Raw genomic sequence first — 25282 nt, 5'->3', positions numbered from 1 at the left:
CCTCAACCCTCGCGCAACACCGCCAACGGGCTGGCGTTCAGCGCGCGGCGCGTGCCCAGCATGCCGGCACCGCCCACCAGCATTGCCCCTACGACCGGCAGCACCAGCAACCAGGGGTGCGGGCTCCAGGTGAGGGCGAAGGCGTAGCGGTACAGCACCCAGGTCACCAGTTCGCAGCCCAGCGCCGCCAGCACACCGCTGGCGGCGCCAAGCAAACCGAATTCGATGCGTCGAGTGCGCACCAGCAGCGATCTGGACGCGCCCAGGGCGCGCAGCAGGGCGCCTTGGCGAATGCGTTCGTCCAGCGTGGCTTGCAGCCCGGCGAAAAGCACCGCCAAGCCCGCCGCGAGCACGAATAGCAGCACGTATTCGACCGCCAGTGTCACTTGCGCGAGGATGCTGCGCAGTTGGCTGAGCAACGCATCGACTTGCAGAATGGTGGCGGCGGGGAATGCCCGCGACAGCGCCACCACGTCTTTGTCATGCCCGGCCGGCAGGTAGAAGCTGGTCAGGTAGGTGGTGGGCAGGCCTTGCAGGGTGCCCGGTTGGAAGATCATGTAGAAGTTCGGCTGGAAGCTGTCCCAGTGCACGGTACGCAAGCTGCTGACCTTGGCCGAGTGCTGCTGGTCGCCGATGTCGAAGGTCAGTTCGTCGCCGAGCTTGAGGCCCAGGCTGGCGGCGAGCTCGGCTTCGACCGAGACGTCGGGCGTTGAAGCGTCGGGTGTCGCTACGTCAGGCGTACCCTTCAGCGACTGCGCTCCTTGCCACCACTGGCCTTCGCTGAGCGCATTGCCAGAGGGCAGCTCGGCGGCCCAGGTCAGGCTCAGGTCGCGCTGCACGGCGCGTTCACCCGTGGAGTCCTTGCTCACCACCTGGTTGACCGGCTGGCCGTTGATCGCGATCAGGCGACCAGGCGTGACCGGATACAGCGGCGCCGAGCGTGCGCCGATGGCTTGCAGCTGCTGGGCGAAGGGCTCTCGCTGGTCGGGCAGGATGTTCAAGGCGAAATGGTTCGGCGCGTCGGCGGGCAATTGCGCCTGCCAGGTGTCGAGCAGCTCGCCGCGCAACAACGCTACCAAGCCCATGGCCAGCAGGATCAAACCGAACGCCAAGGCCTGCCCAGCCGCAGCCAGCGGATAGCGCAGCAGTTGCCCCAGGCCCAGGCGCCAGGTCAGTGGCGCACCGGCCAAGGCGCGGCGCAAGCTGCGCAGGCCCAGCAGCAACAGGCCACCAAGCACTGCGGCGGCGATCAGCCCACCGCCCAGCAAGGCGAAGGTCAAGAGCAGGTCGAGGCTCAACCGCCACATGATCAAGCCAAGTGCCAGCAACGCAGCCCCATAAACCAGCCAGCTACTGGGCGGTACGGGCAGCAGATCACGGCGCAGCACGCGAAGCGGCGGCACCCGGCCCAGAGCGGCGAGCGGCGGCAGGGCAAAGCCGGCCAGTGCCACCACGCCCGTGGCGATACCTGCCAGTGCCGGCGCGATACCGCCAGGTGGCAGGGTGCTCGGCAATAAGCCCTCGAGCAGTTGGAACAGCCCCAATTGTGCCAGCCAACCGAGCCCGGCGCCGAACAGCGCAGCGACCAATCCCAGCATCGCCAGTTGCAGGCAGTACAGCCCCAGGGCCTGGCGCCGCGACAACCCCAAGCAGCGCAGCAGGGCGCTGGCATCCAGTCGCCGCGCGGCATAGCGGCTGGCCGACAAGGCTACGGCGACACCTGCCAGGAGCACCGCCACCAGGCTGGCCATGTTCAGGTAACGCTCGGCCTTGCCCAGGGCGCCGCCGATCTGTCGGTTGCCATCACGGGTGTCGAGCAGGCGCTGGTTGGCGGCCAGGTGTTGTTCGACGCCTTTACGGTAGGCCGCCAATGCTTGTGGCTCGCCACGCCAGAGATCGCGATAGCTGACCCGGCTGCCGGGCTGGATGACGCCGGTGGACGCCAGGTCCGCAAGGTTCATCAACACCCGCGGCGTAAGGCTGTAGAAGTTGTTGGCACGGTCGGGCTCATAGGTGAGCACCCGCGATAGGCGCAAGGTCTTCTGGCCGACATCGATGTTGTCGCCGATCTGCATGCCCAGCGCGACCAACAGGCGCGGCTCGACCCAGGCTTCACCCGGTCCGGGGCCGCCACCGGGCGACTCGGCCCCATAAGGGGCGGGCGCGCTGCGAATTTCGCCGCGCAATGGGTATCGCGTATCGGCGGCCTTGACGCTGGACAGCTGAATGCCCTGATCGCCACCCACCACACTGGTGAATTCGACCACCCGCGCATGGGTAAGGCCCAGCGCCGCGCCGTCTTCGATCTGCTCGGCGCGGGCAGGGGAGCTGCCTTGCAGCACCAGGTCCGCACCCAGAAACTCCGTAGCCCGCAATTGCATGGCGCCGTTCAGGCGCGCCCCGAAATAACCGATGGCGGTACTGGCAGCCACCGCCACCAGCACCGAGAAAAACAGCACGCGCACTTCGCTGGCCCGTGCGTCGCGGCGCAGCTGGCGACCGGCAAGGGCCAGCAGGGCGGAAAAATTGAGTCGGCTCATCAAGGCTCCAGCGGCGCGACCAGGCGGCCGGCATCCAGGCGGATCGAATGCCGGCAGCGTCTGGCCAGGCGGTCGTCGTGGGTGACCAGCACCAGAGTGGTGCCGCGTTCCTGGTTGAGCTCGAACAGCAGGTCACTGATGCGCTCGCCGGTCAGGCTGTCGAGGTTGCCTGTGGGTTCGTCGGCGAACAGCACCGACGGTTGCGCGGCGAAGGCGCGGGCGATGGCTACCCGCTGCTGTTCACCGCCCGAAAGCTGGCGTGGCGTGTGGGTCAGGCGTTGGCCCAGGCCGACCCGCGCAAGCAGCTCGCTGGCCACGTCCCGCGCATCGCGCCGGCCTTCGAGTTCGAGCGGCAACATGACATTTTCCAGGGCATTCAAGCTGTCAAGCAACTGGAAGGACTGGAAGACGAAGCCTACGTGCTCGGCACGCACTTGGGCGCGCTGATCTTCGTCGAGCGGGGTGAGGTCCTTGCCGGCGAGGATGACGGTGCCCGCGCTGGGACGGTCGAGCCCGGCCAGCAGACCGAGCAGGGTGGACTTGCCCGACCCCGAGGCGCCGACGATGGCCAGGCTGTCGCCAGCGGCGAGGCTCAAGGTCAGCGAGTGGAGAATGGTCAGGTCGCCTTCCGCGCTGGGGACCACTTTGCTAAGGTTCTGCGCAACGAGAATGCTGGGGCCCATGGAGAATCCAATGCGAATGTGGTGGTTGAGTGCCGGTCTGGCCCTGTGTTGTCTGGCCCAGACCGCGGTAGCGGGAACGGTGCTGGTGGTAGGCGATAGTATCAGTGCCGGTTTTGGCCTGAATACCGGCCAGGGCTGGGTGAATTTGTTGCAAAAACGCCTCGAGCAAGAGGGAAATACTACCCAAGTGGTCAACGCATCGATCAGTGGCGACACCAGTGCAGGCGGCCTCGCGCGCCTGCCGGCGCTGCTCAAGGCCCATAAGCCGGAGCTGGTGGTGGTGGAGTTGGGCGGCAATGACGGCTTGCGCGGCCAAGCACCGGATCAATTGCAACAAAATCTTGCCTCGATGATCGACCAGGCCCGCGACAGCGGCGCCAAGGTCGCGCTATTAGGCATGCGCCTGCCGCCCAACTATGGCGTGCGCTACACGACGGCCTTCGCCAACGTCTATACCGACCTGGCAAAAGCCAAAGACGTTCCACTGGTGCCGTTCTTCCTCGAAGGCGTCGGCGGCGTGCCACAACTGATGCAGGCCGACGGCATCCATCCTGCGCAGGGCGCGCAACAACGGTTGCTGGAAAACGCCTGGCCGGTGATCGAACCCTTGCTCTGACGCTTTAATCGGGGGCGGCTTTCGGCTAATGTTGCGCCCCCCGTTTCGAGTGCCACCAATGCCACGCCCCGCCTGGTCCCTGTACGCCTATCAACTGATCGAACCCGACGAGCAACTCGATCTGTTCGCCTGCCAGGAAGTGCGTGTCCACCTCGTCACCCGTCAACTGGAGCTCGGCGCGCCTGCCGACCGCACCCTGTGTGGCGGACTGTTGCCGGCACAGCCGCGCTGGTCGACGGTCGAGCCGGGCGTCTACCGCGATACCCGCCTGTGTCAATTGTGCCGGGCCATTCTCGATGCCCAGCGCCGTGGCACCCGGCCGGTCTGGCCGGAACTCTAAAGGCCTTTGGTCATCTACCACAGGTGCCGGCGGCGCGCGCCTCCCGCTTGTAAGGACGCGCGTGTACAATCGGCGGACTTGAACCCGTTCGTTAAGGATTCACCGGATGTCGCCGCGTTTGCCTCGCGTTACCCGTTGCCTGTCTCTGGCTGCCCTGTTGCTCGCAGGCCCGGCCGTTGCGCTGGAACTGCCGTTGCCGTCACCGGGTGAGGACGTCGTCGGGCAGGTGCGCACCGTCACCGCCAAGTACGAAGACACCTTCGCCGACATCGCCACGGCCAACGATCTGGGCTATCTGGAAATGGTCGCCGCCAACCCTGGCGTCGACCCCTGGCTGCCCGGTGCCGGCACCGAAATCGTCCTGCCCACCCGTTACGTGCTGCCGCCAGGGCCCCGCGAAGGCGTGGTGATCAACCTGGCCGAGTACCGTTTGTACTACTACCCGAAGAACGAACCGGTGGTATACACCTTCCCACTGGGCATCGGCCGGGAAGGGTGGGGCTCTCCCATCGCCAATACCAAGATCACCGCCAAGACGCCGAACCCAACCTGGACCCCGCCAGCGTCCATCCGCGCCGAACATGCCGCTGACGGCGACATCCTGCCGGCCGTAGTGCCCGCCGGGCCGGACAACCCGTTGGGGCCTTTCAAGTTCACCTTGGGTGTGCCGGGTTACTTGATCCATGGCTCGAACAAGAAATTCGGCATCGGCATGCGCACCAGCCACGGTTGTTTCCGCATGCTCAACAACAATGTGCTGCAACTGTCGGAACTGGTGCCGGTGGGCACTTCGGTGCGGATCATCAACGAGCCCTACAAATTCGGCCTCAGTGGTGGCAAGGTCTACCTCGAAGCGCATACGCCTCTGGACGAAAGCGGCAACCCCTCGGTGGTCGACAAGCACACGGCCGTGATCAATGCCTTGCTCAAGCGTGAAGATCTGGCCAACAACCTGCGCATGAACTGGGACATGGTGCGCGATGTAGTGGCCGCTGAAGACGGCATGCCTGTGGAAATCGCAGTGCCCAACGCCACTGCCGGTACGGCGCCGGTGGTATCGGGCTTGCCGCCCGAGTTGCAGTGAGCGTCCTATAGTTGAAAGTACCCGCCTTGTGCGGGTTTTTTCATGCCCAAACGCTATGTCGCAGGCAACAAAAAGCCGATCCTGGATGGGATCGGCTTAGTAATAATCCGTGAAGATTATTATTTGCGGCTGGCTTTGTCCAGCATACGCAGAGCGCGCTCGTTGGCTTCGTCAGCGGTCTGCTGAGCCTTCTGAGCGGCGGCCATTGCGTCGTCAGCCTTACGGTAGGCTTCGTCGGCACGGGCTTGGGCGCGAGCTGCTGCGTCTTCGGTAGCGGTCAGACGAGCTTCGGTTTCTTTGGTGACGCTGCTGCTGCAACCGGTAGCCAGGATTGCGGCCAGGGCCAGACCAGAGAGTTTCAGAACGTTGTTCATCGTGTTCCCCTTCAAGGACTTTATATCTATTAAGTAGCCATCTCTCGAATGAGAAACTGGCCGGCGTACATAGTACTCATTACTTGTAGTAAGTAAACTGACTGAACGCAAGAAGCTCGAAAAAATCCGTGCGCCGGCGTTTGACTTAGTGGGGGTGAGCCCATTGTCACGTCCACCCTGTGACAACACCGATCGCACACTAGTGCAATAACTTTTTCGTGGAACTAAGAGCGGCTTTATGTGTCTTCGTGCGTCCATGTTCGTTGAACATTCGCACGCTGCCGTGGGAATGTTCACCTGACATCGAACTGTCTTTTTAGTGTGCGCCGCTTGAGTAACCCGACACGCAGCGCCTACTATCGACAAGTTGCACGGTGTAGAACGATGACACGCAGCCCAAGGTCGTACGCATAACCGCCCGGCCAGACGATCGTTCTGCAGCTACCACCCCGATAAGGCGAGGGTCTGCCTCAAGACCTGCAAGGAGTTGTGATGAGCGAAGCGTTGACCATCCACCATGACCAAGCTGGTCATCAATTCGAGACCAATGTGGACGGTCACCGTGCCTACCTGACGTATATGGACCTGGGTAAGCAAACGCTGGACATTTACCGCACCTTCGTTCCCAACGCCCTGCGCGGGCGGGGTATCGCCGCCGCCCTGACCCAGCAGGCATTGGCCTATGCCGAGCAGATGGGCTACACCGTCATTCCGTCGTGCTCTTATGTCGAGCGTTATATGGAGCGGCAACAGCGTCATGCCAACAAGGTCTGAAACGACTGCGGGCTGAATCGCCACTATCGAAAACGCCGGGCATTGCCCGGCGTTTTCGTACACGCAATCCGTGTCAGCCACGCTGGCGTTTAGGCAGCACGTCCTTGAGCTTGGCATGCATGCTGCGCAAGGCTTTCTCGGTGGTTTCCCAGTCGATGCAGGCGTCAGTCACCGACACGCCGTATTGCAGGTCTTCGAGGTTTTTCGGGATGGACTGCGCACCCCAGTTCAGATGGCTTTCCACCATCAGGCCGATGATCGACTGGTTGCCTTCCAGAATCTGGTTGGCCACGTTGTCCATCACCAGAGGTTGCAATGCCGGGTCCTTGTTGGAGTTGGCATGGCTGCAATCGACCATGATGTTCGGCTTGATCTTGGCCTTGGCCAGGTCCTGCTCGCACAGTGCGACGCTGACCGAGTCGTAGTTGGGCTTGCCGTTGCCGCCGCGCAGCACCACATGCCCATAGGCGTTGCCCTTGGTGGTGACGATCGACACGCCGCCTTGCTGGTTGATGCCCAGGAAGCGGTGGGGTTTGGACACCGACTGCAAGGCATTGATGGCGACGGTGAGCCCGCCGTCGGTGCCGTTCTTGAAGCCGACCGCCGAGGACAGGCCCGAGGCCATTTCCCGGTGGGTCTGGGATTCGGTGGTGCGCGCGCCGATGGCCGACCAGCTGATCAGGTCTTGCAGGTACTGCGGGGAGATCGGGTCGAGCGCTTCGGTGGCGGTGGGCAGGCCTTGCTCGGCGAGGTCCAGCAGCAGTTGGCGACCGATGTGCAGACCATCCTGGATCTTGAACGAGTCGTCCAGGTACGGGTCGTTGATCAGGCCTTTCCAGCCTACGGTGGTGCGCGGCTTCTCGAAATACACCCGCATGACCAGGTACAGCGTGTCGGACACTTCCTCGGCCAGCACCTTCAGGCGTTCGGCGTAGGCGTGCGCGGCCTTGAGGTCATGGATGGAGCAGGGGCCGACGACGACGAACAGGCGATGGTCCTTGCCGTCGAGAATGTTGCGAACCACTTCGCGACCTTTGGTCACGGTGTCCAGGGCCTTGCGGCTGAGGGGAATCTCTTTTTTCAACTGATCGGGGGTGATCAGGGTGTCGTTGGAGGCGACGTTCAAGTCATCGATCGGTAAATCAGCCATCGTGTTACTCGTCAGGTCACGGGTGCTGGCCGCCAGCGACCCCGTGCGGCCCAGCAGCAGATTGTTCGCAGCGGGGAAGGGCAGAACCTTAGCGCGTTAAAGGGGCCTGCGACAATGGGCAAACCCCGAGGCTACTGGGGTTTTTGCCCACCGGTCCGCAGCGCTGCCGGCGTCTGGCATGGGCGGACCTCGAAACTCGGCGACCGTGTGTGGCAAGATCGGTGGCCCGACCCAAGCCTTCTGGAGCGCCGCATGACCTCTAACCCCGTACGCGTCGGCATCATCGGCAGCGGTGCCATCGGCGGCTTTTATGGCCTGATGCTGGCGCGTGCCGGCTTCGATGTGCATTTTTTGCTGCGCAGCGACTATGCCCACGTACGTGACCAAGGCATGACCCTCGACAGCGCCCTGCATGGCACCTTCACCCTGAAGGTGCGCGCCTACGAGGATGCCGCCGACCTACCGCCCTGCGACTGGTTGCTGGTCGGCGCCAAGGCCACCAGCAACGCCGAACTGGCCCCGCTGATCGCCCGAGCGGCTGCGCCGGGTGCCAAGGTGATCCTGCTGCAGAACGGCCTGGGCGTCGAAGAGCAACTGCGCCCGATGCTACGCGACGACATGCACCTGCTCGGCGGGTTGTGTTTCGTCTGCGTCAGCCGCCAGGCGCCTGGATTCGTCCGCCATCAGGCGCTGGGCGCGGTGAACGTGGGCTATCACAGCGGCCCGGCCAGCGGCGACCAGGCCATGGATGTGGTCGAAGCCGCCGCCCAACTGTTCCACGCGGCCGGCTTGGACTCCCAGGCGATGGAAGACCTGGGCCTGGCGCGCTGGCAAAAGCTGGTGTGGAACGTGCCCTACAACGGCTTGTCGGTCCTGCTGCGTGCCAGCACCACGCCGCTGATGGCCGACCCCGACAGCCGCGCCTTGATCCAGGCATTGATGCGTGAGGTGGTACAGGGTGCGCAGGCTTGCGGCCACGATCTGGACGACAGCTTCGCCGCGCATCTGCTGCGGGTCACCGAACAGATGCCCGACTATTGGCCAAGCATGTACCACGACCACGCCCAGCAGCGCCCCCTCGAGTTGCAGGCCATCTATGGCGAGCCGCTCGCCCGCGCCCGCGAAGCCGGTTGCTCGTTGCCGCGCATGGAAGCCTTGTACCAGTCCCTGGCGTTCATCGATCGCAGCAATCGCGCAGGCTGAGCCGGCGCCAGGCACTGCCGGCAGCGGGGTGCTGCACGAAGCGCTGCGGCCGCGCAAGGCGCTGCTAAGCTCAACCTTGCGCTGCCGCCCGGCAGCCGAGGAGGTCGGATGATCCGTTCCCTGCTGTACGCCAGCGACCTTGGCGTGTACGCGCCATTCGTCATGCAACACGCGCTGGCCCTGGCGCGTACGTTCGATGCCAATCTGTATGTAGTCCATGCCGTCGAGCCCATGGGCCAGTTCGCCGAATCCTTGCTGCAGAGCTACCTGGACGCTCGCACCCTCGACCAGCTGCACAGCCAGGGTGTCAACGCGGTGCTGGCCAACATCGAACGACGGGTGCTGGAAAACTTTCGCGAGGAGCTGGGCGAGGCGGCGGATTTGGCGGTCATCAAGGCCGTGCGCGTGCGCCAGGGCGATCCGGCGCAGGTGGTCCTTGACCAGGTCGAATGCCTGCAAGCCGACCTGCTGGTGTTCGGCAGCCACAGTCACGGTGCGGGCGTGGATGTGCCGATTGGCCGCACGGCCGTGCGTTTGCTGCAATTGGCCCAGGTGCCGGTCTATATGGTTCCGCTTTCACCTCACCTAGGACGTAGGAAAGTTTGATCGATGCCAGTCAGAAATTTCCCTACCGCTAGGGCGAAAAAGTTCTAGATTTATTTCCTTGACCACTCATATAGTTATAACCCGTGCCGTTCGCCGCTGACTTACGCCGATTCGAGGTATACCTATGAAGCTCCAACAACTGCGCTACATCTGGGAAGTGGCGCACCACGACCTCAACGTCTCGGCCACGGCGCAAAGCCTGTATACCTCGCAGCCCGGCATCAGCAAGCAGATCCGCCTGCTCGAAGACGAACTGGGCGTCGAAGTCTTCGCCCGTAGCGGCAAGCATCTGACGCGCGTCACCCCGGCGGGCGAGCGCATCATCACCACCGCCGGCGAAATCCTGCGCAAGGTCGAAAGCATCAAGCAGATCGCCCAGGAATTCTCCAACGAGAAAAAGGGCACGTTGTCCATCGCCACCACCCACACCCAGGCGCGTTATGCCCTGCCTCCGGTGATCAGCAACTTCATCAAGCAGTACCCTGAAGTGGCCCTGCACATGCACCAGGGTTCGCCCATGCAGATCGCCGAAATGGCCGCAGACGGCACCGTCGACTTCGCCATCGCCACCGAGGCGCTGGAGCTGTTCAACGACCTGATCATGATGCCGTGCTACAAATGGAACCGCTGCGTGGTGGTGCCCCAGGGCCACGCCCTGACCAAGCTGCCCAAGCTCACGCTCGAAGCCTTGGCCGAATACCCTATCGTCACCTATGTGTTCGGCTTCACCGGCCGCTCGAAACTCGACGAAGCGTTCAATCACCGTGGCCTGATTCCTAAGGTGGTGTTCACCGCCGCCGATGCCGACGTCATCAAGACGTACGTGCGCCTGGGCTTGGGCGTGGGGATCGTGGCCGGCATGGCGGTCGATGCCAAGCTCGACAACGACCTGGTGGCGCTCGACGCCAGCGAGCTGTTCGAGCCGAGCATCACCAAGATCGGCTTCCGCCGCGGCACCTTCCTGCGCGGCTTCATGTGCGACTTCATCGAGAAGTTCGCCCCGCACCTGACCCGCGAAGTGATGGCCAAAGCCATTCAGTGCCACAACAAGCAAGAGCTCGAGGCGCTGTTCGAAGGCGTGGAACTGCCGGTGCATTGAGCCGGTCCGGAGCGCCGGCCAGGCGCTCCGGCAATCACAGGACCCTAAAGATCAAACCTTGGTAATGAGGTTGCCGGCGTGCAGCCCGCATTCCTTCTGCGTGGACTCCTCCCACCACCAGCGCCCTTCGCGCTCGTGCTGGCGTGGCAATACCGGGCGAGTGCAGGGTTCGCAGCCGATGCTGATGAAGCCGCGCTCGTGCAGGCTGTTGTAGGGCAGCTCGAGCATGCGGATGTAACCCCAGACTTCTTCGCTGGTCATCTGCGCCAAAGGGTTGAACTTGTACAGCGGCCGCTCGGGCGTGGAGAAGGCACCGTCGATTTCCAGCACCGGCACCTGGCTGCGCGTCCCTGGGCTCTGGTCGCGGCGCTGGCCGGTGGCCCAGGCACGCACGGTCGACAGTTTGCGCCGCAGCGGTTCGATCTTGCGGATGCCGCAGCACTCGCCATGGCCGTCGCGGTAGAAGCTGAACAGGCCCTTTTCCTTGACGAAGGCGTCGAGCCGGTCACGGTCGGGGCTGAGCAGTTCGATGGGCAAGCCGTATTGCTCGCGCACCTGCTCGATGAAACGGTAGGTCTCCGGGTGCAGGCGCCCGGTGTCGAGGCTGAACACCTTGACCTGCTTGTTGAGTTTCCAGGCCATGTCCACCAGCACCACGTCCTCGGCACCGCTGAAGGAAATCCACAGGTCGTCGCCGAAGTGTTCGAAGGCGAGCTTGAGGATGTCTTGCGGAGACTTGCTGGCATAGGCCGCGGCCAGGGCGGCGACGTCGAAAGGTTGGCTCATCAGGCGGTTTCCATCGTGAAAGTGGCGCTGGGCGCTCGTAGTGGGCCGATGGTAACAAAAAACGGCAGACCGGCGAGGCGAGCGGATGCCTGGCCACGTATAGCGAAGCCTTCACCCAAGCGGTAACGAGGCGACCCTTGGCGACCTTCGGCCGCTACAAGTCCTGCAAGGTTTCCATCAGCACCCGCACCTTGGCGATCGATTCCTCGAACTCCGCCTGCCAGTCCGAATCGGCCACCACCGCGCCGCCGCCCCAACAACAGACCTGGCCGTCCTTGACCAACACGCTGCGGATGGCGATGGAGCTGTCCATCTCGCCGCGTACGTCCAGGTACAGCAGGGAGCCGCAATACAACGCCCGGCGATGGGGCTCGAGCTCGTCGATGATCTGCATGGCGCGGATCTTCGGTGCGCCGGTGATCGAGCCGCCGGGAAAGCTGCCCGCGATCAGGTCCAGGGCGTCATTGCCCGGCGCCAGGCGGCCGGTGACGCTGCTCACCAGATGATGGACGTTGGGGTAGCTCTCCAGGCTGAACAGCTCCGGCACCCGCACCGAGCCGATCTCGCAACTGCGACCCAGATCGTTGCGCAGCAGGTCGACGATCATCAGGTTTTCCGAGCGGTCCTTGGCGCTCGCGAGCAGCTCGCGGGCGTTGGCGGCGTCTTGCTCCGGGGCGCTGGCGCGCGGGCGGGTGCCCTTGATCGGCCGGGTTTCCACCTGTTTGCCACGCACCTGGATGAAGCGCTCGGGAGAAAAGCTCAACAGCGCCGTGCCATCGGCCAGTTGCATGAAGCCCGAGAACGGCGTGGGGCACGCGCCGCGCAACGCCTGGTAGGCGTGCCAGGGATCGCCCGCGCAGGGTGCGCGGAAGCGTTGCGTGAGGTTGATCTGGTAGCAGTCGCCGGCCTGGATGTAGGCCTGCACACGGTCGAAGGCCTGGCGGTACTGCTGGCGGTCGAGGTCGCCGCGCATTGGTTCCAAGAGGCGGAAACCAGTGCGTTGCGGCGCTGCGTCGGTGTCGAACAAGCGCACCAGGCGGGCGCGCTCGTGCGCTTCCACCCGGGGGTGGAAGACCAGCTGGGTGGTGCGCAAACGGTGGTCGCTGATCAGCGACCAGCCATACAGGCCCAAGTGCGCGTCGGGCAGGCCGAGGTCGTCCACCGCGCAGGCCGGCGACGGCTCCAGGCGGCGGCCGAAATCGTAGCTCAGGTATCCGATCAGTCCACCTGCGAAGGGCAGCTCGCAGCCTTCCGGCAGTGCCGCCTCGCCCAACCCGTGCAAGGCCCCGCGCAGGCGCCGCAGGTACGCCGTACCGGTTTCGTCGACGTGCGCTTGCAGCTGTTGCAGCGGCCAGGCGCTGAGCAGGTCGAAGCGGCCGCGCTCGGCGCCAGGCCGGGCGCTGTCGAGCAGTACGGCGCCAGGTGCCTCGCGCACGTAGGCGAAATACACGGCGGGGTCGGGCTGATAGGGCAGGGGGTGGAGCGTACAGGTCGGCATCAGTCAGGGCAGTGATGGCAAAGCGAGGAGGGCGATTGTAGTCCGGTGTGGGAAGGGCGCCTAGGCTCTGTATGAAAAGCCTTGAGGCGACGGTCGGGCAGGGGCAATGCCGACTGGCGCCTGGTGGGGCGTTCAGGCTCGGCGGGTGATTCGGGCGGGACGTCCCCTATCGGACGTCACCCGCCTTCGACGCACGCCTATCGAGACGTGTGCCGTGCACCAAGGCGCTGGACATGCTCTCGGCGCGCCAGCGCCGTGCGCCCAAGGTGCGCTCCCCTTCGAGAGTGCGGCCAGTGCCGGGCGAACCCGGCCATGGTCAATACGCCGGCACGTGCCCGAACAAACCCTGGGCGACCTTCACACGCTGCTCGGCATCTTCGCTCAGCCCGTCCTTGGCCAGGGCTTCGAGGTGGGCCTCGATGGCGTGGGTGCGCTGGGTCAGGCCGCAGTCGTTGGCGATCTGGATGTTCAGGCCCGGGCGGGCGTTGAGCTCCAGGATCAACGGGCCTTTGTCCTGGTCCAGCACCATGTCCACCCCGATGTAGCCCAGGCCGCACAGTTCATAGCAACTGGCGGCCAGCTTCATGAAGCCGTCCCAGGTCGGCAGTTGCACGCCGTCGACCGAGTTGGTGGTGTCGGGGTGCTTGCTGATGATGCGGTTCAGCCAAGTGCCGCGCAGGGTGACGCCGGTGGCCAGGTCCACGCCCACACCGATGGCGCCTTGGTGCAGGTTGGCCTTGCCGCCGGACTGCCGGGTCGGCAGGCGCAGCATGGCCATCACCGGGTAGCCCATCAGCACGATGATGCGGATGTCGGGCACGCCTTCGTAGCTGATGCTCTTGAAGATCTGGTCGGGGGTGACGCGGTACTCGATCAGCGCGCGGTCGCGATGCCCACCCAGCGAGTACAGGCCAGTGAGGATGCTCGACACCTGGTGCTCGATCTCCTCGTGGCTGATGATCTTGCCCGACACCGTGCGGTAGCGGTCCTCGAAGCGGTCGGCGACCACCAGGATGCCGTCGCCACCGGCGCCCTGCGCCGGCTTGATGACGAAATCGCTGCGCCCGCCGATGATCTCGTGCAGCGTGTCGATCTGCTTCTCGGTCTCGATGATGCCGTACATCTCCGGCACATGGATGCCGGCGGCCAGGGCCCGTTCCTTGGTGATGATCTTGTCGTCCACCACCGGGTACAGGCTGCGCTTGTTGTACTTGAGCACGTAGTCGGCGTTACGCCGGTTGATGCCCATGATGCCCCGCGCCTCCAGGGCTCGCCAGGTCTTGATCAGTCCGAACATCAGCCGTCAGCCTTTTTCAGGAACGCCTTAAAGCGCACGAGCTCGGTCAGGCGGTAGCCGCGGTAGCGACCCATCGCCAGCATGAAGCCCACCAGGATCAACAGCACGGCCGGGAAGGTGAAGACGAAGTACACCAGCTCCGGCACCATCATCAGCAGGTGCGCCAGGGAGGCAGCGAACAGCGTGCCGATGGCGACCTTCATGGCATGGCCGCCACCACGCTCTTCCCAGGTGATCGACAGCCGCTCGATGGTCATGGTCAGGATCACCATCGGGAACAGCGCTACCGACAGCCCGCGCTCAAGGCCCAACTTGTGGCTGAACAGGCTGATGGCGGCGATCAGCACCACGACGAAGGTCAGCACCACCGACAGGCGCGGCAGCATCTGCAGCTTGAGGTGCTCCAGGTACGAGCGCAGCGACAGGCCCAGTGCGGTGATCACCGTGAACAGCGCGATGCCGAAACCCAGTTGCGTTTCGCGGAAGGCCAGGGCGATCAGCACCGGGGTGAAGGTGCCCAGGGTCTGGATGCCGATCAGGTTGCGCAGCACCAGGATGACCAGCACGCCGATGGGGATCATGACCATGATCATGAAGGTCTGCTGGGTTTGCAGCGGCAGGCTGTACAGCGAGTATTCGAGGAAGTCGGCGTCGGTGTTCTCGTCGGTCAGCTTGGCCAGGCGGATGGCGTTCATCTCGCTGTTGTTCAGGCTGAAGGTGACGTTGGCGCGCTTGCCGCCATCGACGGTGACCAGGTTGTCGTCGCCGCTCCACCACATCAGACGGTCGCTGGGCAGGCCCTGTTCGCCGGTGTCGGGGTTGAAGTACAGCCAGTCGCTGCCGTTGAAGCTGCGCAGCCACAGTTCAGGGGTTTGCGGGGTGTCGGCCACCAGGCGGATGGTGTGCACCTTTTCCATCGGCACGTGGGCGATGGACAGCAGCAGGTCGATGACCTTGGCCTTGTTCAATGCCGAGGTGTCGCCGGCCAGCAGCAGTTTGACGTTGTCGTCGTTGAGGTTGTTGACCCGCTTGATGGTCTCGCCGACGAAGGTTTCGACGTCGGCAGAATGCTGGCGGATCGGCGCCATCAAGGCTTCGGCGGCGACCTTTTCCGGGCCTTCGACGGCCAGGCTGTCGCGGAAGGTCGGGCCTTTGATCTTGGCCTTTTCGGTGCTGTAGCGCTTGGTCAGCACCAGACGGTAATAGAGGGTCTGGTTGCCGCTGGCGCGGCGCGCCGACCAGGTCACCTTGCGGTTGCCGTCGGCGCGGTTGACGCTCACGCCGTAGTTGTTGGAGATGAAGCTCTCGTTGAGGCTGACGTAATCGCGATTGAGCGGCGGCACGAACATCTGCACCTTGACCGGGTCCTTGGTGCTGGCCACGAACTCGACCTTGGCGTCGATGTTCCACAAGTCGTCGGTCTCGTCTTCGGTCACCGGAATGCCGAGGAAGAAGATCTGATAGGCCGTGACCATGATGCCCAGCAGCACCAGGACGGTGATGAGGACTTTCAGGTGAAGGGTAAGAGAACGCATCGGAATTACTCTGCGGTAGGAGCTTCGGGGGCACAGGCAGGTTTGCCGGCCGCGTATTTGAGGCTTGGATCGACCACGGCGCTGAAGTGCTTGAGCGCTTCGGAGCCGATCAACAGGGGAAACTGGAACGCGCTGCGGTCGGTGAGGTTGACCTCGATGGTGCGCTGCGTGCGGCCCATGCAGATCTCGAGTTCGATGACCGGGCGGGCGGTGTAGGCCTTGCCCGATTCGCCGTCATAGTCGCCGGCACGGCGCTTGATTTTGCTGACTCTGGCCAAGGGGCGTTCGATGGGGTGTTTGTGCGCGCTGTCGATGCCCAGGTAGAAGCGTACCCAACTTTCCCCGTCGCGCTTGAAGCGCTTGATGTCGCGGGCGCTGAGCGAGGCGGTCTTGGCGCCGGTGTCGAGCTTGGCGGCCACTTCCAGATCGAGGCCGCCCAGACGGGCGTACTCGTTCAGACCGTAGACGGTCTTGTCCGCCGCCTGGGCGAAGGCGGGCAGCAGAAGCAGGCAGAGCAGCGATAGAGCGGGTGTGGGTTTCATAATCCTGGCGCAGTACGGTGCGAAGTTGAGGCGGACGGCGGGCAGCGGCTGCCTGCGCATCCTCGTTCAGCTGCCATCGCGCTTGAGTCGCGGCAGGCAGGCTGGGCCTGCACCGCCAAGCGGCGCGGCAGTCTACCACGCCGAGGTACGGACGCCAGCGGGCGGCGTTCAGACAGCGAAGCGGGAAAGGAGTTTCTCTTGAGCGCGATTGTCGACAATCCCGGTGTTTGGCATTGACCGTTGGCCAGTTAATGGCTAGATTTGCCGTTAACAGCTTTCAAGGTGTCGACAATAATGCAAGCAACCGCCGTATCCGCGCAGACAACCGTCGACGAAGGCGAAACCCTCTCCGAGCACGTGTTCCGGCGTATCCAGGCCGCAATCATCCAGGGCGACATCGCCCCCGGTAGCAAGATTTCCGAACCCGAACTGGCCCGCACCTACGGCATCAGCCGCGGCCCCTTGCGCGAGGCCATCCACCGCCTCGAAGGCCAGCGTCTGGTCGTGCGCGTGCCGCATGTCGGTGCCCGCGTGGTGTCGCTGAGCACCCAGGAGCTGATCGAGCTGTACCAGATTCGCGAGTCCCTGGAAGGTATGGCCTGTCGTCTGGCCGCCGAGCACATGAGCGCCGAGCAGATCCAGGCCCTGCGCCAGGTGCTCGACACCCACGAGCAGGACGCCGCGTTCCAGGCAGGGCTGGGCTACTACCAGCAGGAAGGCGACTACGATTTCCATTACCGGATCATTCACGGCAGCGGCAACCAGACCCTGGTGCAGATGCTCTGCGGCGAGCTGTACCAACTGGTGCGCATGTACCGCATCCAGTTCTCCACCACGCCCAACCGCCCGCACCAGGCCTTCGCCGAGCACCACCGCATCCTCGACGCCATCGAAGCCGGCGACGGCGAACTGGCCGAGCTTTTGATGCGCCGGCACATCGGCGCGTCGCGCCGCAACATCGAGCGCCATGCCCTGGCCGCCGATTCTTCCAGCACCCGAGGTGATCAATGAGCAGCACGCGTACCCCCGGCCAACGCTTTCGCGACGCAGTCGCCGCCGAGCATCCCCTGCAAGTGGTCGGCACCATCAACGCCAACCATGCACTACTGGCCAAGCGCGCCGGCTTCAAGGCCATCTACCTGTCCGGCGGCGGCGTGGCGGCCGGCTCGCTGGGTTTGCCGGACCTGGGCATCAGCGGCCTGGACGATGTGCTGACCGACGTGCGGCGCATCACCGATGTCTGCGACCTGCCGCTGCTGGTGGACATCGACACCGGCTTCGGCGCCTCGGCCTTCAACGTGGCACGCACCGTACGCTCGATGGAGAAGTTCGGCGCCGCTGCGGTGCACATCGAGGACCAAGTGGGCGCCAAGCGCTGCGGCCATCGGCCGAACAAGGCCATCGTCACGCAGCAGGAAATGGTCGACCGCATCAAGGCCGCCGTGGACGCGCGTCTGGACGACAGCTTCGTGATCATGGCGCGTACCGACGCACTGGCCGTCGAAGGCCTGGACGCCGCGCTGGACCGTGCCGCCGCCTGTGTCGAAGCCGGCGCCGACATGATCTTCCCCGAGGCCATCACCGAACTGCCCATGTACCGGACCTTCGTCGACCGCGTCGGCGTGCCGGTGCTGGCCAACATCACCGAATTCGGCGCTACGCCGCTGTTCACCACCGAGCAGCTGGCCTCGGTCGACGTGTCGTTGGTGCTGTACCCGCTGTCGGCCTTCCGCGCCATGAACAAGGCCGCCGAAAACGTCTACGCCGCGCTGCGCCGCGACGGCACCCAACAGCAGGTGCTGGGCACCATGCAGACGCGCATGGAGCTGTACGACGCCATCGGCTACCACGCCTTCGAGCAACATCTGGACGCGCTTTTTTCCCAGGGGAAGAGCTGACACCCGCTACACCTCATAAGCCGATGACTCCCTGACAATTTCAATAAAAGGAGCAACACCATGGCCGAAGCAAAAGTATTGAGTGGCGCAGGCCTGCGTGGCCAGGTCGCCGGGCAGACCGCGCTGTCCACCGTGGGCCAGGCCGGCGCCGGGCTGACCTACCGCGGCTACGACGTGCGCGATCTCGCCGCCCATGCCGAATTCGAAGAAGTGGCCTACCTGCTGCTCTATGGCGAACTGCCCAGCGCCGCCCAGCTGGACGAATACAAGACCACGCTCAAGGGCCTGCGCAATTTGCCTCAGGCGCTCAAGGACGTACTCGAACGCATTCCCCGCGACACCCACCCCATGGATGTGATGCGCACCGGCTGCTCGATGCTCGGCACCCTCGAGCCGGAACTGACCTTCGGCGCCCAGCACGACCGCACCGACCGCCTGCTGGCGCTGTTCCCGGCTATCGTCTGCTACTGGTACCGCTTCAGCCACCACGGGGTGCGCATCGACTGCGACAGCGACCAGAGCACCCTCGGCGGCCACTTCCTGGCGCTGTTGCACGGCAAGCCGCCCAGCGCGCTGCACGTCAAGGTGATGAACGTCTCGCTGATCCTCTACGCCGAACACGAATTCAACGCCTCCACCTTCACCGCGCGGGTCTGCGCCTCGACCTTGTCGGACCTGTATTCGTGCATCACCGCCGCCATCGGCTCGCTGCGCGGGCCGCTGCACGGCGGCGCCAACGAGGCGGCCATGGAGCTGATCGAACGCTTCGCCAGCCCGCAGGAGGCCACCGCCGAGCTGCTGGCCATGCTCGAGCGCAAGGACAAGATCATGGGCTTCGGCCATGCCATCTACAAAGAGTCCGACCCGCGCAACGAGGTCATCAAAGGCTGGGCCGCCCAGCTCGCCGAAGAGGCGGGCGACCGCGTGCTGTATCCGGTGTCCGAAGCGATCGACAAGACCATGTGGGAGCAGAAGCGCCTGTTCCCCAACGCCGACTTCTACCATGCCTCGGCGTACCACTTCATGGGCATTCCGACCAAGCTGTTCACGCCCATCTTCGTCTGCTCGCGCCTGACCGGCTGGGCCGCGCACGTGTTCGAGCAACGCGAGAACAACCGCATCATCCGCCCCAGCGCCGAATACACCGGGGTAGCGCAGCGCCCGTACGTGCCGCTCGAGCAGCGTTAAATGCCGCACCGGGGGCCTGAGCGTCCCCGGTGGCCGCAGGTGGCACCCGATGACCGTGATAGAGCCCATAACGATATGAACACAGCCTACCGAACCCCTTTGCCCGGCACCGAGCTGGATTATTTCGACGCCCGCGCGGCCGTCGAGGCCTTGCGGCCGGGCGCCTATGCCGGCTTGCCCTACACCTCGCGGGTGCTGGCGGAAAACCTGGTGCGCCGTTGCGACCCGGCCACGCTCGACGCCTGCCTCGGGCAACTGATCGAACGCAAGCGCGACCTCGACTTCCCCTGGTACCCGGCCCGCGTGGTGTGCCATGACATCCTCGGCCAGACCGCGCTGGTGGACCTGGCCGGCCTGCGCGACGCCATCGCCGACAAGGGCGGCGACCCGGCCCAGGTCAACCCGGTGGTGCCGGTGCAACTGATCGTCGACCATTCGCTGGCGGTGGAATGCGGCGGCTACGACCCGCAGGCCTTCGAGAAGAACCGCGCCATCGAAGACCGCCGCAACGAAGACCGCTTCCACTTCATCGACTGGACCAAGCAGGCGTTCAAGAACGTCGAAGTGATTCCGCCCGGCAACGGCATCATGCACCAGATCAACCTGGAGAAAATGTCGCCGGTGATCCACAGCGAGGGGGGCGTGGCCTACCCCGACACGTGCGTGGGCACCGACAGCCACACCCCGCACGTCGACGCCTTGGGCGTGATCGCCATCGGCGTGGGCGGCCTGGAGGCGGAGAACGTCATGCTCGGCCGCGCCTCGTGGATGCGTCTGCCGGAAATCGTCGGGGTGGAGCTGCGTGGTCGCCTGGCGCCCAACATTACCGCCACCGACCTGGTCCTGGCCCTGACCGAGTTCCTGCGCCAGCAGAAGGTGGTCGGCGCTTACCTGGAATTCTACGGCGAGGGCGCCCGCGCGCTGACCCTGGGCGACCGCGCGACCCTCTCCAACATGGCCCCCGAATACGGCGCCACTGCCGCCATGTTCGCCATCGACGAGCAGACCCTCGACTACCTGCGCCTGACCGGCCGCGAGACGCAGCAAGTGCAGCTCGTGGAGACCTACGCCAAGGTCGCCGGCCTGTGGGCGGACGATCTGGCAGACGCCCACTACGAGCGCGTGCTCGGCTTCGACCTGGGCAGTGTGGTGCGCAACCTGGCCGGCCCTTCCAACCCCCATGCCCGCGTCGCCACCCGCGACCTCGCCGCGCGCGGCATCGCCGGCGCCTGGGACGACGTGCCGGGGCAGATGCCCGATGGCGCGGTGATCATCGCCGCCATCACCAGCTGCACCAACACCAGCAACCCGCGCAACGTCATCGCCGCCGGCCTGCTGGCGCGCAACGCCAACCGCCTGGGGCTGACCCGTAAGCCGTGGGTCAAGTCGTCGCTGGCGCCCGGTTCGCGTGCGGTGCAGCTGTACTTGCAGGAAGCGGGGCTGGAGCGGGAGCTGGAGCAGTTGGGCTTCGGCATCGTCGCCTTCGCCTGCACCACCTGCAACGGCATGTCCGGCGCCCTCGACCCGCAGATCCAGCAGGAAATCATCGACCGCGACCTGTACGCCACGGCGGTGCTGTCGGGCAACCGCAACTTCGACGGGCGCATCCACCCCTACGCCAAACAGGCGTTCCTCGCCTCGCCGCCGCTGGTGGTGGCCTATGCCCTGGCCGGCACCATCCGTTTCGACATCGAGAAAGACGTGCTGGGCGTGGTCGATGGCCGCGAGATTCGCCTGATGGACCTGTGGCCGAGCGACGCCGAGGTCGATGCCATGGTCAAGGCGGCGGTCAAGCCCGAGCAGTTCCGCCAGGTGTACATCCCCATGTTCGCCCTCGAGGCGGACAGCGGGCCGAAGGTGCCGCCGCTGTACGACTGGCGCCCCACGAGCACCTATATTCGTCGCCCGCCGTATTGGGAAGGCGCGCTGGCCGGTGCCCGCAGCCTGACCGGCATGCGCCCGCTGGCGGTGCTGCCGGACAACATCACCACCGACCACCTGTCGCCGTCCAACGCGATCATGCGCGACAGCGCCGCCGGCGAGTACCTGGCGCTGATGGGCGTGCCGGAAGAAGACTTCAACTCCTACGCCACCCACCGCGGCGACCACCTGACCGCGCAGCGCGCCACCTTCGCCAACCCCAAGCTGTTCAACGAGATGGTCCGCGATGCCGACGGCAAGGTGCGCCAGGGCTCGTTGGCGCGCCTGGAACCGGAAGGGCAGGTGGTGCGCATGTGGGAGGCCATCGAAACCTACATGGCGCGCAAGCAGCCGCTGATCATCGTCGCCGGTGGCGACTACGGCCAGGGCTCGTCCCGCGACTGGGCGGCCAAGGGCGTGCGCCTGGCGGGGGTGGAAGCCATCGTCGCCGAGGGTTTCGAGCGTATCCACCGCACCAACCTGGTGGGCATGGGCGTGCTGCCGCTGGAGTTCCACCCCGGCACCACCCGCCACACCCTGGCGCTCGACGGCAGCGAAACCTACGACGTGGTCGGCCCGCGCACGCCGCGCGCCACCCTGACGTTGGTGATCACCCGGCGCGACGGCAAGCGCGTGGAAGTGCCGGTGACCTGCCGGCTGGACACGGGAGAAGAAGTGTCCATCTACGAAGCCGGTGGCGTACTGCAGCGCTTTGCCCAGGATTTTCTGGAAGCGGCTGTTTGATTCGACGGGCCGGCTCTGCCGTTTCGGTGGCGCGATCGGTCAACACGCATCGATACGGTGTCGCTGGCGCTTAGCCGGAGGATGTCGGCAGCCACCGCACGACCCAACCCACCAGCGCCCGCCACGGCAGCGCTGGCCTACAGGAACGCACCATGGCACATGCAGCGCAATTGAAGATCCCCGCCACCTACATGCGTGGCGGCACCAGCAAGGGCGTGTTCTTCCGCCTGGCCGACCTGCCCGAACCCGCACAGGTCCCTGGCCCTGCGCGCGACGCCTTGCTGTTGCGCGTCATCGGCAGCCCCGACCCCTACGGCAAGCAGATCGACGGCATGGGCGGCGCCACCTCCAGCACCAGCAAGGCGGTGATCCTGTCGCCCAGCCAGCGCGACGGCCACGATGTCGACTACCTGTTCGGCCAGGTAGCCATCGACCGTGCCTTCGTCGACTGGAGCGGCAACTGCGGGAATCTGTCGGCGGCGGTCGGCGCCTTCGCCATCGCCAGCGGTTTCGTCGAGGCAGCGCGCCTTCCCCAGGACGGCGTGGCCACCGTGCGCATCTGGCAGGCCAACATCGGCAAGACCATCGTCGCCCATGTGCCGATCAGCGCGGGCGAGGTGCAGGAAACCGGCGACTTCGAACTCGACGGCGTGACCTTCCCGGCGGCCGAGGTGCAGTTGGAGTTTCTCGACCCGGCGGCCGACGAAGAAGGCGAGGGCGGGGCGATGTTCCCGACCGGCAATCTGGTCGACACCCTGGAGGTGCCGGGTATCGGCAGCGTGAAGGCGACCCTCATCGATGCCGGCATTCCGACCATCTTCGTCAACGCCGTCGACCTCGGCTACACCGGCAGCGAACTGCAAGACGCGATCAATGGCGACCCTGCCGCGCTGGCGCGTTTCGAAACCCTGCGCGCCCACGGCGCCTTGCGCATGGGCCTGATCGGCCAGCTGGAGGAGGCTGCGAACCGCCAGCACACGCCCAAGGTGGCCTTCGTGGCACCCCCTGCAAGCTATACGGCCTCCAGCGGTAAAGTGGTGCAGGCCGAAGACATCGACCTGCTGGTGCGGGCCTTGTCCATGGGCAAACTGCACCACGCCATGATGGGCACCGCAGCGGTGGCCATCGGCACGGCCGCGGCGATTCCCGGCACGCTGGTCAATCGGGCGGCGGGGGGTGGGGCGCGCAGCGCGGTACGTTTCGGGCATCCGTCCGGCAGCCTGCGAGTGGGCGCCGAAGCGCGGCAGGTGGACGGACAGTGGACGGTGACCAAGGCGCTGATGAGCCGCAGCGCGCGGGTGCTCATGGAAGGCTGGGTGCGGGTGCCGAGCGTATAGAGACGACAGGCAGCTCGATGTTCACGCGGGTCCAACCTGCCTCGCTCTCCATCCAGATCCGCCCGCCGTGGGCCTGCACGATCGACCGGGTGATGGCCAGCCCCAGCCCGGCATGTTCGCGCCCACCGTCGCTGCGCGCGGCATCGGCGCGGTAGAAGCGGTCGAACAGGCGTGGCAGCACCTCAGGCTCGACGCCTGGCCCGGTATTGGCCACGCACAGGCGCACGCCGGGCGCCAGGGTCACACGGATTTCGCCACCTGCGGGGGTGAAGCGCAGCGCATTGTCGAGCAGGTTGGACAACGCTCGGCGCAGCATCTGGCGGTCCCCGTGCAGCGCTGCCTGGCCCTCGCGGCCCAGGCGCACGTCGGCGTCCTCGGCCAGCACCGCGTAGTACTCCAGCAGGGCATCGACCTCGTCTTCCAGTCGCAACGGCTGCTGCCCCGGCACCAGCAGGCCATGGTCGGCCTTGGCCAGGAACAGCATGTCGTTGACCATCTGCGCCATGCGCTGCAATTCGTCGAGGTTGCCGTGCAACGTTTCGCGGTACTGCTCCAGGCTGCGCGGGCGGGTGAGGGTGACCTGGGTGTGGGTGAGCAGATTCGACAGGGGCGTGCGCAGCTCGTGGGCGATGTCGGCGGAGAACGCCGACAGGCGCTGGAAGGCGTCGTCCAGACGCTGCAGCATGGCGTTGACCGCCGTGGCCAGCTCCGCCAGTTCGTCCGGCAGTTCCTGGGCCGGCAATCGTGTGGTCAGGGAGCGCGCCGACACGCTGGCGGCCACCTTGCCCATCTGCCGCAGTGGGCGCAGGCCGCGGCGCACTGCCCAGGCGCCGAGCAGCGCAGTGGCCAGGGCCGAGAGGCCGACGGTCAGCCAGATCAACTGCTGCATGCGTTGCAGGAAATGTTGATGGTGGGTGATGTCCAGGTACAGCGTCAGGCGCGGCGATTGGGGGTCGTCGCTGCGCAGCGGCGCTTCCAGGCTGCGGTAGTCGACCCCGCGCGCATGCTGGGTGCCCAGGCCCGGACGTGCAGGCGCCGGCGGCAGGTCGGTGCGGCTGACGAACCAAGTGTCACCCTGCACGCTGCGGATGCGCAGCGCCAAGTCGGCCTGATGGCCCAGCTCGGCACGCAGCTCGGTCAAGTGCGCGGGCAGGTCGCCGGCCGTTTGCAGACCCGACAGTTGCTGGCGCCACTGCGACAATCGCCCCGTCAACAACTGCTGATCGAGTTCGATGAAATGGCCGGCGCTGGCCTGGCTGAACGACAGCCCGGCAATCAACGACACCGTGGCGGTACAGGCGGCGAACAGCAACCCAAGGCGCGTGCCGAGCGACAGGCGCAGCTTCATTGCAAGCGTTCCTCGAGCACGTAGCCCATGCCGCGCACGGTGTGGATCAGCTTGGTGGCGTGGGCGTCGTCGATCTTCAGGCGCAGGCGGCGGATCGCCACCTCGATGACGTTGGTGTCGCTGTCGAAGTTCATGTCCCACACCTGCGAGGCGATCAGCGACTTGGGCAGCACCTCGCCCTGGCGGCGCAGGAGCAGTTCGAGCAGGGCGAATTCCTTGGCAGTGAGGTCAAGGCGGCGGTCGGCGCGTTCGACCCGGCGGCGGATCAGGTCCAGGCGCAGGTCGGCGACGCTGAGGGAAGTCTCCTGGGTGGCGCTGCCGCCACGGCGCAGCAGGCTGCGCACCCGTGCCAAAAGCTCGGCGAAGGCGAATGGCTTGACCAGGTAATCGTCGGCGCCCAGCTCCAGACCCCGCACGCGGTCCTGCACGGTGTCGCGGGCGGTGAGGAACAGCACCGGCGTGTCGAGGCCGGCCTCGCGTACGCGCTGCACGATCTGCCAGCCGTCGCGTCCCGGCAGCATCACATCGAGCAGCAACAGGTCGTAGTCGCCGGTCAGCGCCAGGTGTAGGCCAGTGTCGCCGTCGCCGGTAAGCTCGGTGGCGAAACCCGCTTCGCGCAGGCCCTGGCACAGGTACTGGCCGGTCTTGGTCTGGTCTTCGACGATCAGCAACTTCATGGTGGAGGGTTTCCCTGGGCATTCGCGGCGGGGCAAGGATACG

23 protein-coding genes are annotated in these 25282 nt (G+C 65.4%); 12 read left to right on the top strand and 11 right to left on the bottom strand.

What is annotated here, in order from left to right:
* Nucleotides 1-2: 2 nt before the first annotated feature.
* Nucleotides 3-2540: an ABC transporter permease gene (locus B4M43_RS02995; protein ID WP_296264054.1), complete on the bottom strand. Its 2538-nt coding sequence runs from the start codon at nt 2538-2540 to the stop codon at nt 3-5.
* Nucleotides 2540-3223 (bottom strand): ABC transporter ATP-binding protein, encoded by a 684-nt coding sequence (locus B4M43_RS02990; protein ID WP_296264052.1) that lies wholly within the window; start codon nt 3221-3223, stop codon nt 2540-2542. The genes B4M43_RS02995 and B4M43_RS02990 overlap by 1 nt, the downstream gene beginning before the upstream one ends.
* Before the next feature lie 10 nt (nt 3224-3233).
* Here B4M43_RS02990 and B4M43_RS02985 point away from each other — a divergent pair, with 10 nt between their 5' ends.
* From B4M43_RS02985 to B4M43_RS02975, 3 genes are all read left to right on the top strand, one after another.
* Nucleotides 3234-3839, top strand: a complete 606-nt coding sequence (locus tag B4M43_RS02985) for an arylesterase (protein ID WP_296264050.1) — start codon at nt 3234-3236, stop codon at nt 3837-3839.
* 58 nt (nt 3840-3897) lie between these two features.
* A complete protein-coding gene (locus tag B4M43_RS02980; RefSeq protein WP_296264049.1) occupies nt 3898-4179 on the top strand; it encodes a hypothetical protein in 282 nt (93 codons plus the stop codon).
* Between the two features lie 106 nt (nt 4180-4285).
* On the top strand, nt 4286-5263 hold the full coding sequence (locus tag B4M43_RS02975; RefSeq protein WP_296264048.1) for a L,D-transpeptidase family protein: 978 nt from the start codon (nt 4286-4288) through the stop codon (nt 5261-5263).
* Nucleotides 5264-5382: 119 nt separating this feature from the next.
* Here the strand turns inward: B4M43_RS02975 and B4M43_RS02970 are convergent, their stop codons facing one another.
* Nucleotides 5383-5637: an Lpp/OprI family alanine-zipper lipoprotein gene (locus B4M43_RS02970; RefSeq protein WP_296264046.1), complete on the bottom strand. Its 255-nt coding sequence runs from the start codon at nt 5635-5637 to the stop codon at nt 5383-5385.
* A gap of 492 nt (nt 5638-6129) precedes the next feature.
* On the opposite strand from B4M43_RS02970, the gene B4M43_RS02965 reads away from it, so the two are divergent.
* Entirely contained in the window at nt 6130-6411 is a 282-nt protein-coding gene (locus B4M43_RS02965) for a GNAT family N-acetyltransferase (protein ID WP_296264044.1), read from the top strand.
* Nucleotides 6412-6484: 73 nt separating this feature from the next.
* On the opposite strand, the gene B4M43_RS02960 is transcribed toward B4M43_RS02965, so the two are convergent.
* Complete coding sequence (locus B4M43_RS02960; RefSeq protein WP_296264042.1) at nt 6485-7561, bottom strand: 3-deoxy-7-phosphoheptulonate synthase; 1077 nt, start codon at nt 7559-7561, stop codon at nt 6485-6487.
* 252 nt (nt 7562-7813) lie between these two features.
* Between B4M43_RS02960 and B4M43_RS02955 the strand changes: the two genes are divergently transcribed.
* The 3 genes from B4M43_RS02955 to cysB all read left to right on the top strand — a co-directional run bounded on the left by B4M43_RS02955 (nt 7814) and on the right by cysB (nt 10469).
* On the top strand, nt 7814-8764 hold the full coding sequence (locus tag B4M43_RS02955) for a putative 2-dehydropantoate 2-reductase (protein WP_296264041.1): 951 nt from the start codon (nt 7814-7816) through the stop codon (nt 8762-8764).
* Between the two features lie 108 nt (nt 8765-8872).
* On the top strand, nt 8873-9370 hold the full coding sequence (locus B4M43_RS02950) for a universal stress protein (RefSeq protein ID WP_296264039.1): 498 nt from the start codon (nt 8873-8875) through the stop codon (nt 9368-9370).
* Nucleotides 9371-9494: 124 nt separating this feature from the next.
* Nucleotides 9495-10469: an HTH-type transcriptional regulator CysB gene (gene cysB, locus B4M43_RS02945; RefSeq protein ID WP_296264036.1), complete on the top strand. Its 975-nt coding sequence runs from the start codon at nt 9495-9497 to the stop codon at nt 10467-10469.
* A 51-nt stretch (nt 10470-10520) separates the two neighbouring features.
* Here cysB and B4M43_RS02940 read toward each other — a convergent pair whose 3' ends face one another.
* From B4M43_RS02940 to B4M43_RS02920, 5 genes are all read right to left on the bottom strand, one after another.
* Nucleotides 10521-11255: a phosphoadenylyl-sulfate reductase gene (locus tag B4M43_RS02940; protein WP_296264034.1), complete on the bottom strand. Its 735-nt coding sequence runs from the start codon at nt 11253-11255 to the stop codon at nt 10521-10523.
* A gap of 154 nt (nt 11256-11409) precedes the next feature.
* The gene (gene pabB, locus B4M43_RS02935) at nt 11410-12753 is read right to left on the bottom strand and encodes an aminodeoxychorismate synthase component I (RefSeq protein WP_296264033.1); all 1344 of its coding nucleotides are present in this window, start codon (nt 12751-12753) and stop codon (nt 11410-11412) included.
* Nucleotides 12754-13069: 316 nt separating this feature from the next.
* Nucleotides 13070-14050 carry an alpha-L-glutamate ligase-like protein gene (locus B4M43_RS02930; protein WP_296264031.1) on the bottom strand — a complete coding sequence of 327 codons (981 nt, stop codon included), beginning with the start codon at nt 14048-14050 and terminating at the stop codon, nt 13070-13072.
* Complete coding sequence (locus B4M43_RS02925) at nt 14050-15585, bottom strand: inactive transglutaminase family protein (RefSeq protein ID WP_296264029.1); 1536 nt, start codon at nt 15583-15585, stop codon at nt 14050-14052. Before B4M43_RS02925 ends, B4M43_RS02930 begins: the two co-directional genes overlap by 1 nt.
* A 5-nt stretch (nt 15586-15590) precedes the next feature.
* Nucleotides 15591-16127 (bottom strand): ATP-dependent zinc protease, encoded by a 537-nt coding sequence (locus tag B4M43_RS02920; protein ID WP_296264027.1) that lies wholly within the window; start codon nt 16125-16127, stop codon nt 15591-15593.
* 294 nt (nt 16128-16421) lie between these two features.
* On the opposite strand from B4M43_RS02920, the gene B4M43_RS02915 reads away from it, so the two are divergent.
* From B4M43_RS02915 to prpF, 5 genes are all read left to right on the top strand, one after another.
* Nucleotides 16422-17138, top strand: a complete 717-nt coding sequence (locus B4M43_RS02915; protein WP_296264025.1) for a GntR family transcriptional regulator — start codon at nt 16422-16424, stop codon at nt 17136-17138.
* Nucleotides 17135-18025, top strand: a complete 891-nt coding sequence (gene prpB / locus B4M43_RS02910; protein WP_296264023.1) for a methylisocitrate lyase — start codon at nt 17135-17137, stop codon at nt 18023-18025. The genes B4M43_RS02915 and prpB overlap by 4 nt, the downstream gene beginning before the upstream one ends.
* Nucleotides 18026-18085: 60 nt before the next feature.
* Nucleotides 18086-19213 carry a bifunctional 2-methylcitrate synthase/citrate synthase gene (gene prpC / locus B4M43_RS02905; protein ID WP_296264022.1) on the top strand — a complete coding sequence of 376 codons (1128 nt, stop codon included), beginning with the start codon at nt 18086-18088 and terminating at the stop codon, nt 19211-19213.
* Nucleotides 19214-19288: 75 nt separating this feature from the next.
* Nucleotides 19289-21877 carry a Fe/S-dependent 2-methylisocitrate dehydratase AcnD gene (gene acnD / locus B4M43_RS02900; RefSeq protein ID WP_296264020.1) on the top strand — a complete coding sequence of 863 codons (2589 nt, stop codon included), beginning with the start codon at nt 19289-19291 and terminating at the stop codon, nt 21875-21877.
* Between the two features lie 152 nt (nt 21878-22029).
* Nucleotides 22030-23214 carry a 2-methylaconitate cis-trans isomerase PrpF gene (gene prpF, locus B4M43_RS02895; RefSeq protein WP_296264018.1) on the top strand — a complete coding sequence of 395 codons (1185 nt, stop codon included), beginning with the start codon at nt 22030-22032 and terminating at the stop codon, nt 23212-23214.
* Here prpF and B4M43_RS02890 read toward each other — a convergent pair.
* On the bottom strand, nt 23180-24562 hold the full coding sequence (locus tag B4M43_RS02890; protein ID WP_296264016.1) for a heavy metal sensor histidine kinase: 1383 nt from the start codon (nt 24560-24562) through the stop codon (nt 23180-23182). The genes prpF and B4M43_RS02890 overlap by 35 nt on opposite strands.
* Complete coding sequence (locus B4M43_RS02885) at nt 24559-25239, bottom strand: heavy metal response regulator transcription factor (RefSeq protein ID WP_296264014.1); 681 nt, start codon at nt 25237-25239, stop codon at nt 24559-24561. The genes B4M43_RS02890 and B4M43_RS02885 overlap by 4 nt, the downstream gene beginning before the upstream one ends.
* Nucleotides 25240-25282 lie beyond the last annotated feature (43 nt).

The organism is Pseudomonas sp. UBA6562 (assembly GCF_002434265.1).
Taxonomy (GTDB): Bacteria; Pseudomonadota; Gammaproteobacteria; order Pseudomonadales; family Pseudomonadaceae; genus Aquipseudomonas.
The sequence above is the reverse complement of the archived record's forward strand: the minus strand, read 5'-3'. Positions and strand labels throughout refer to the sequence as shown.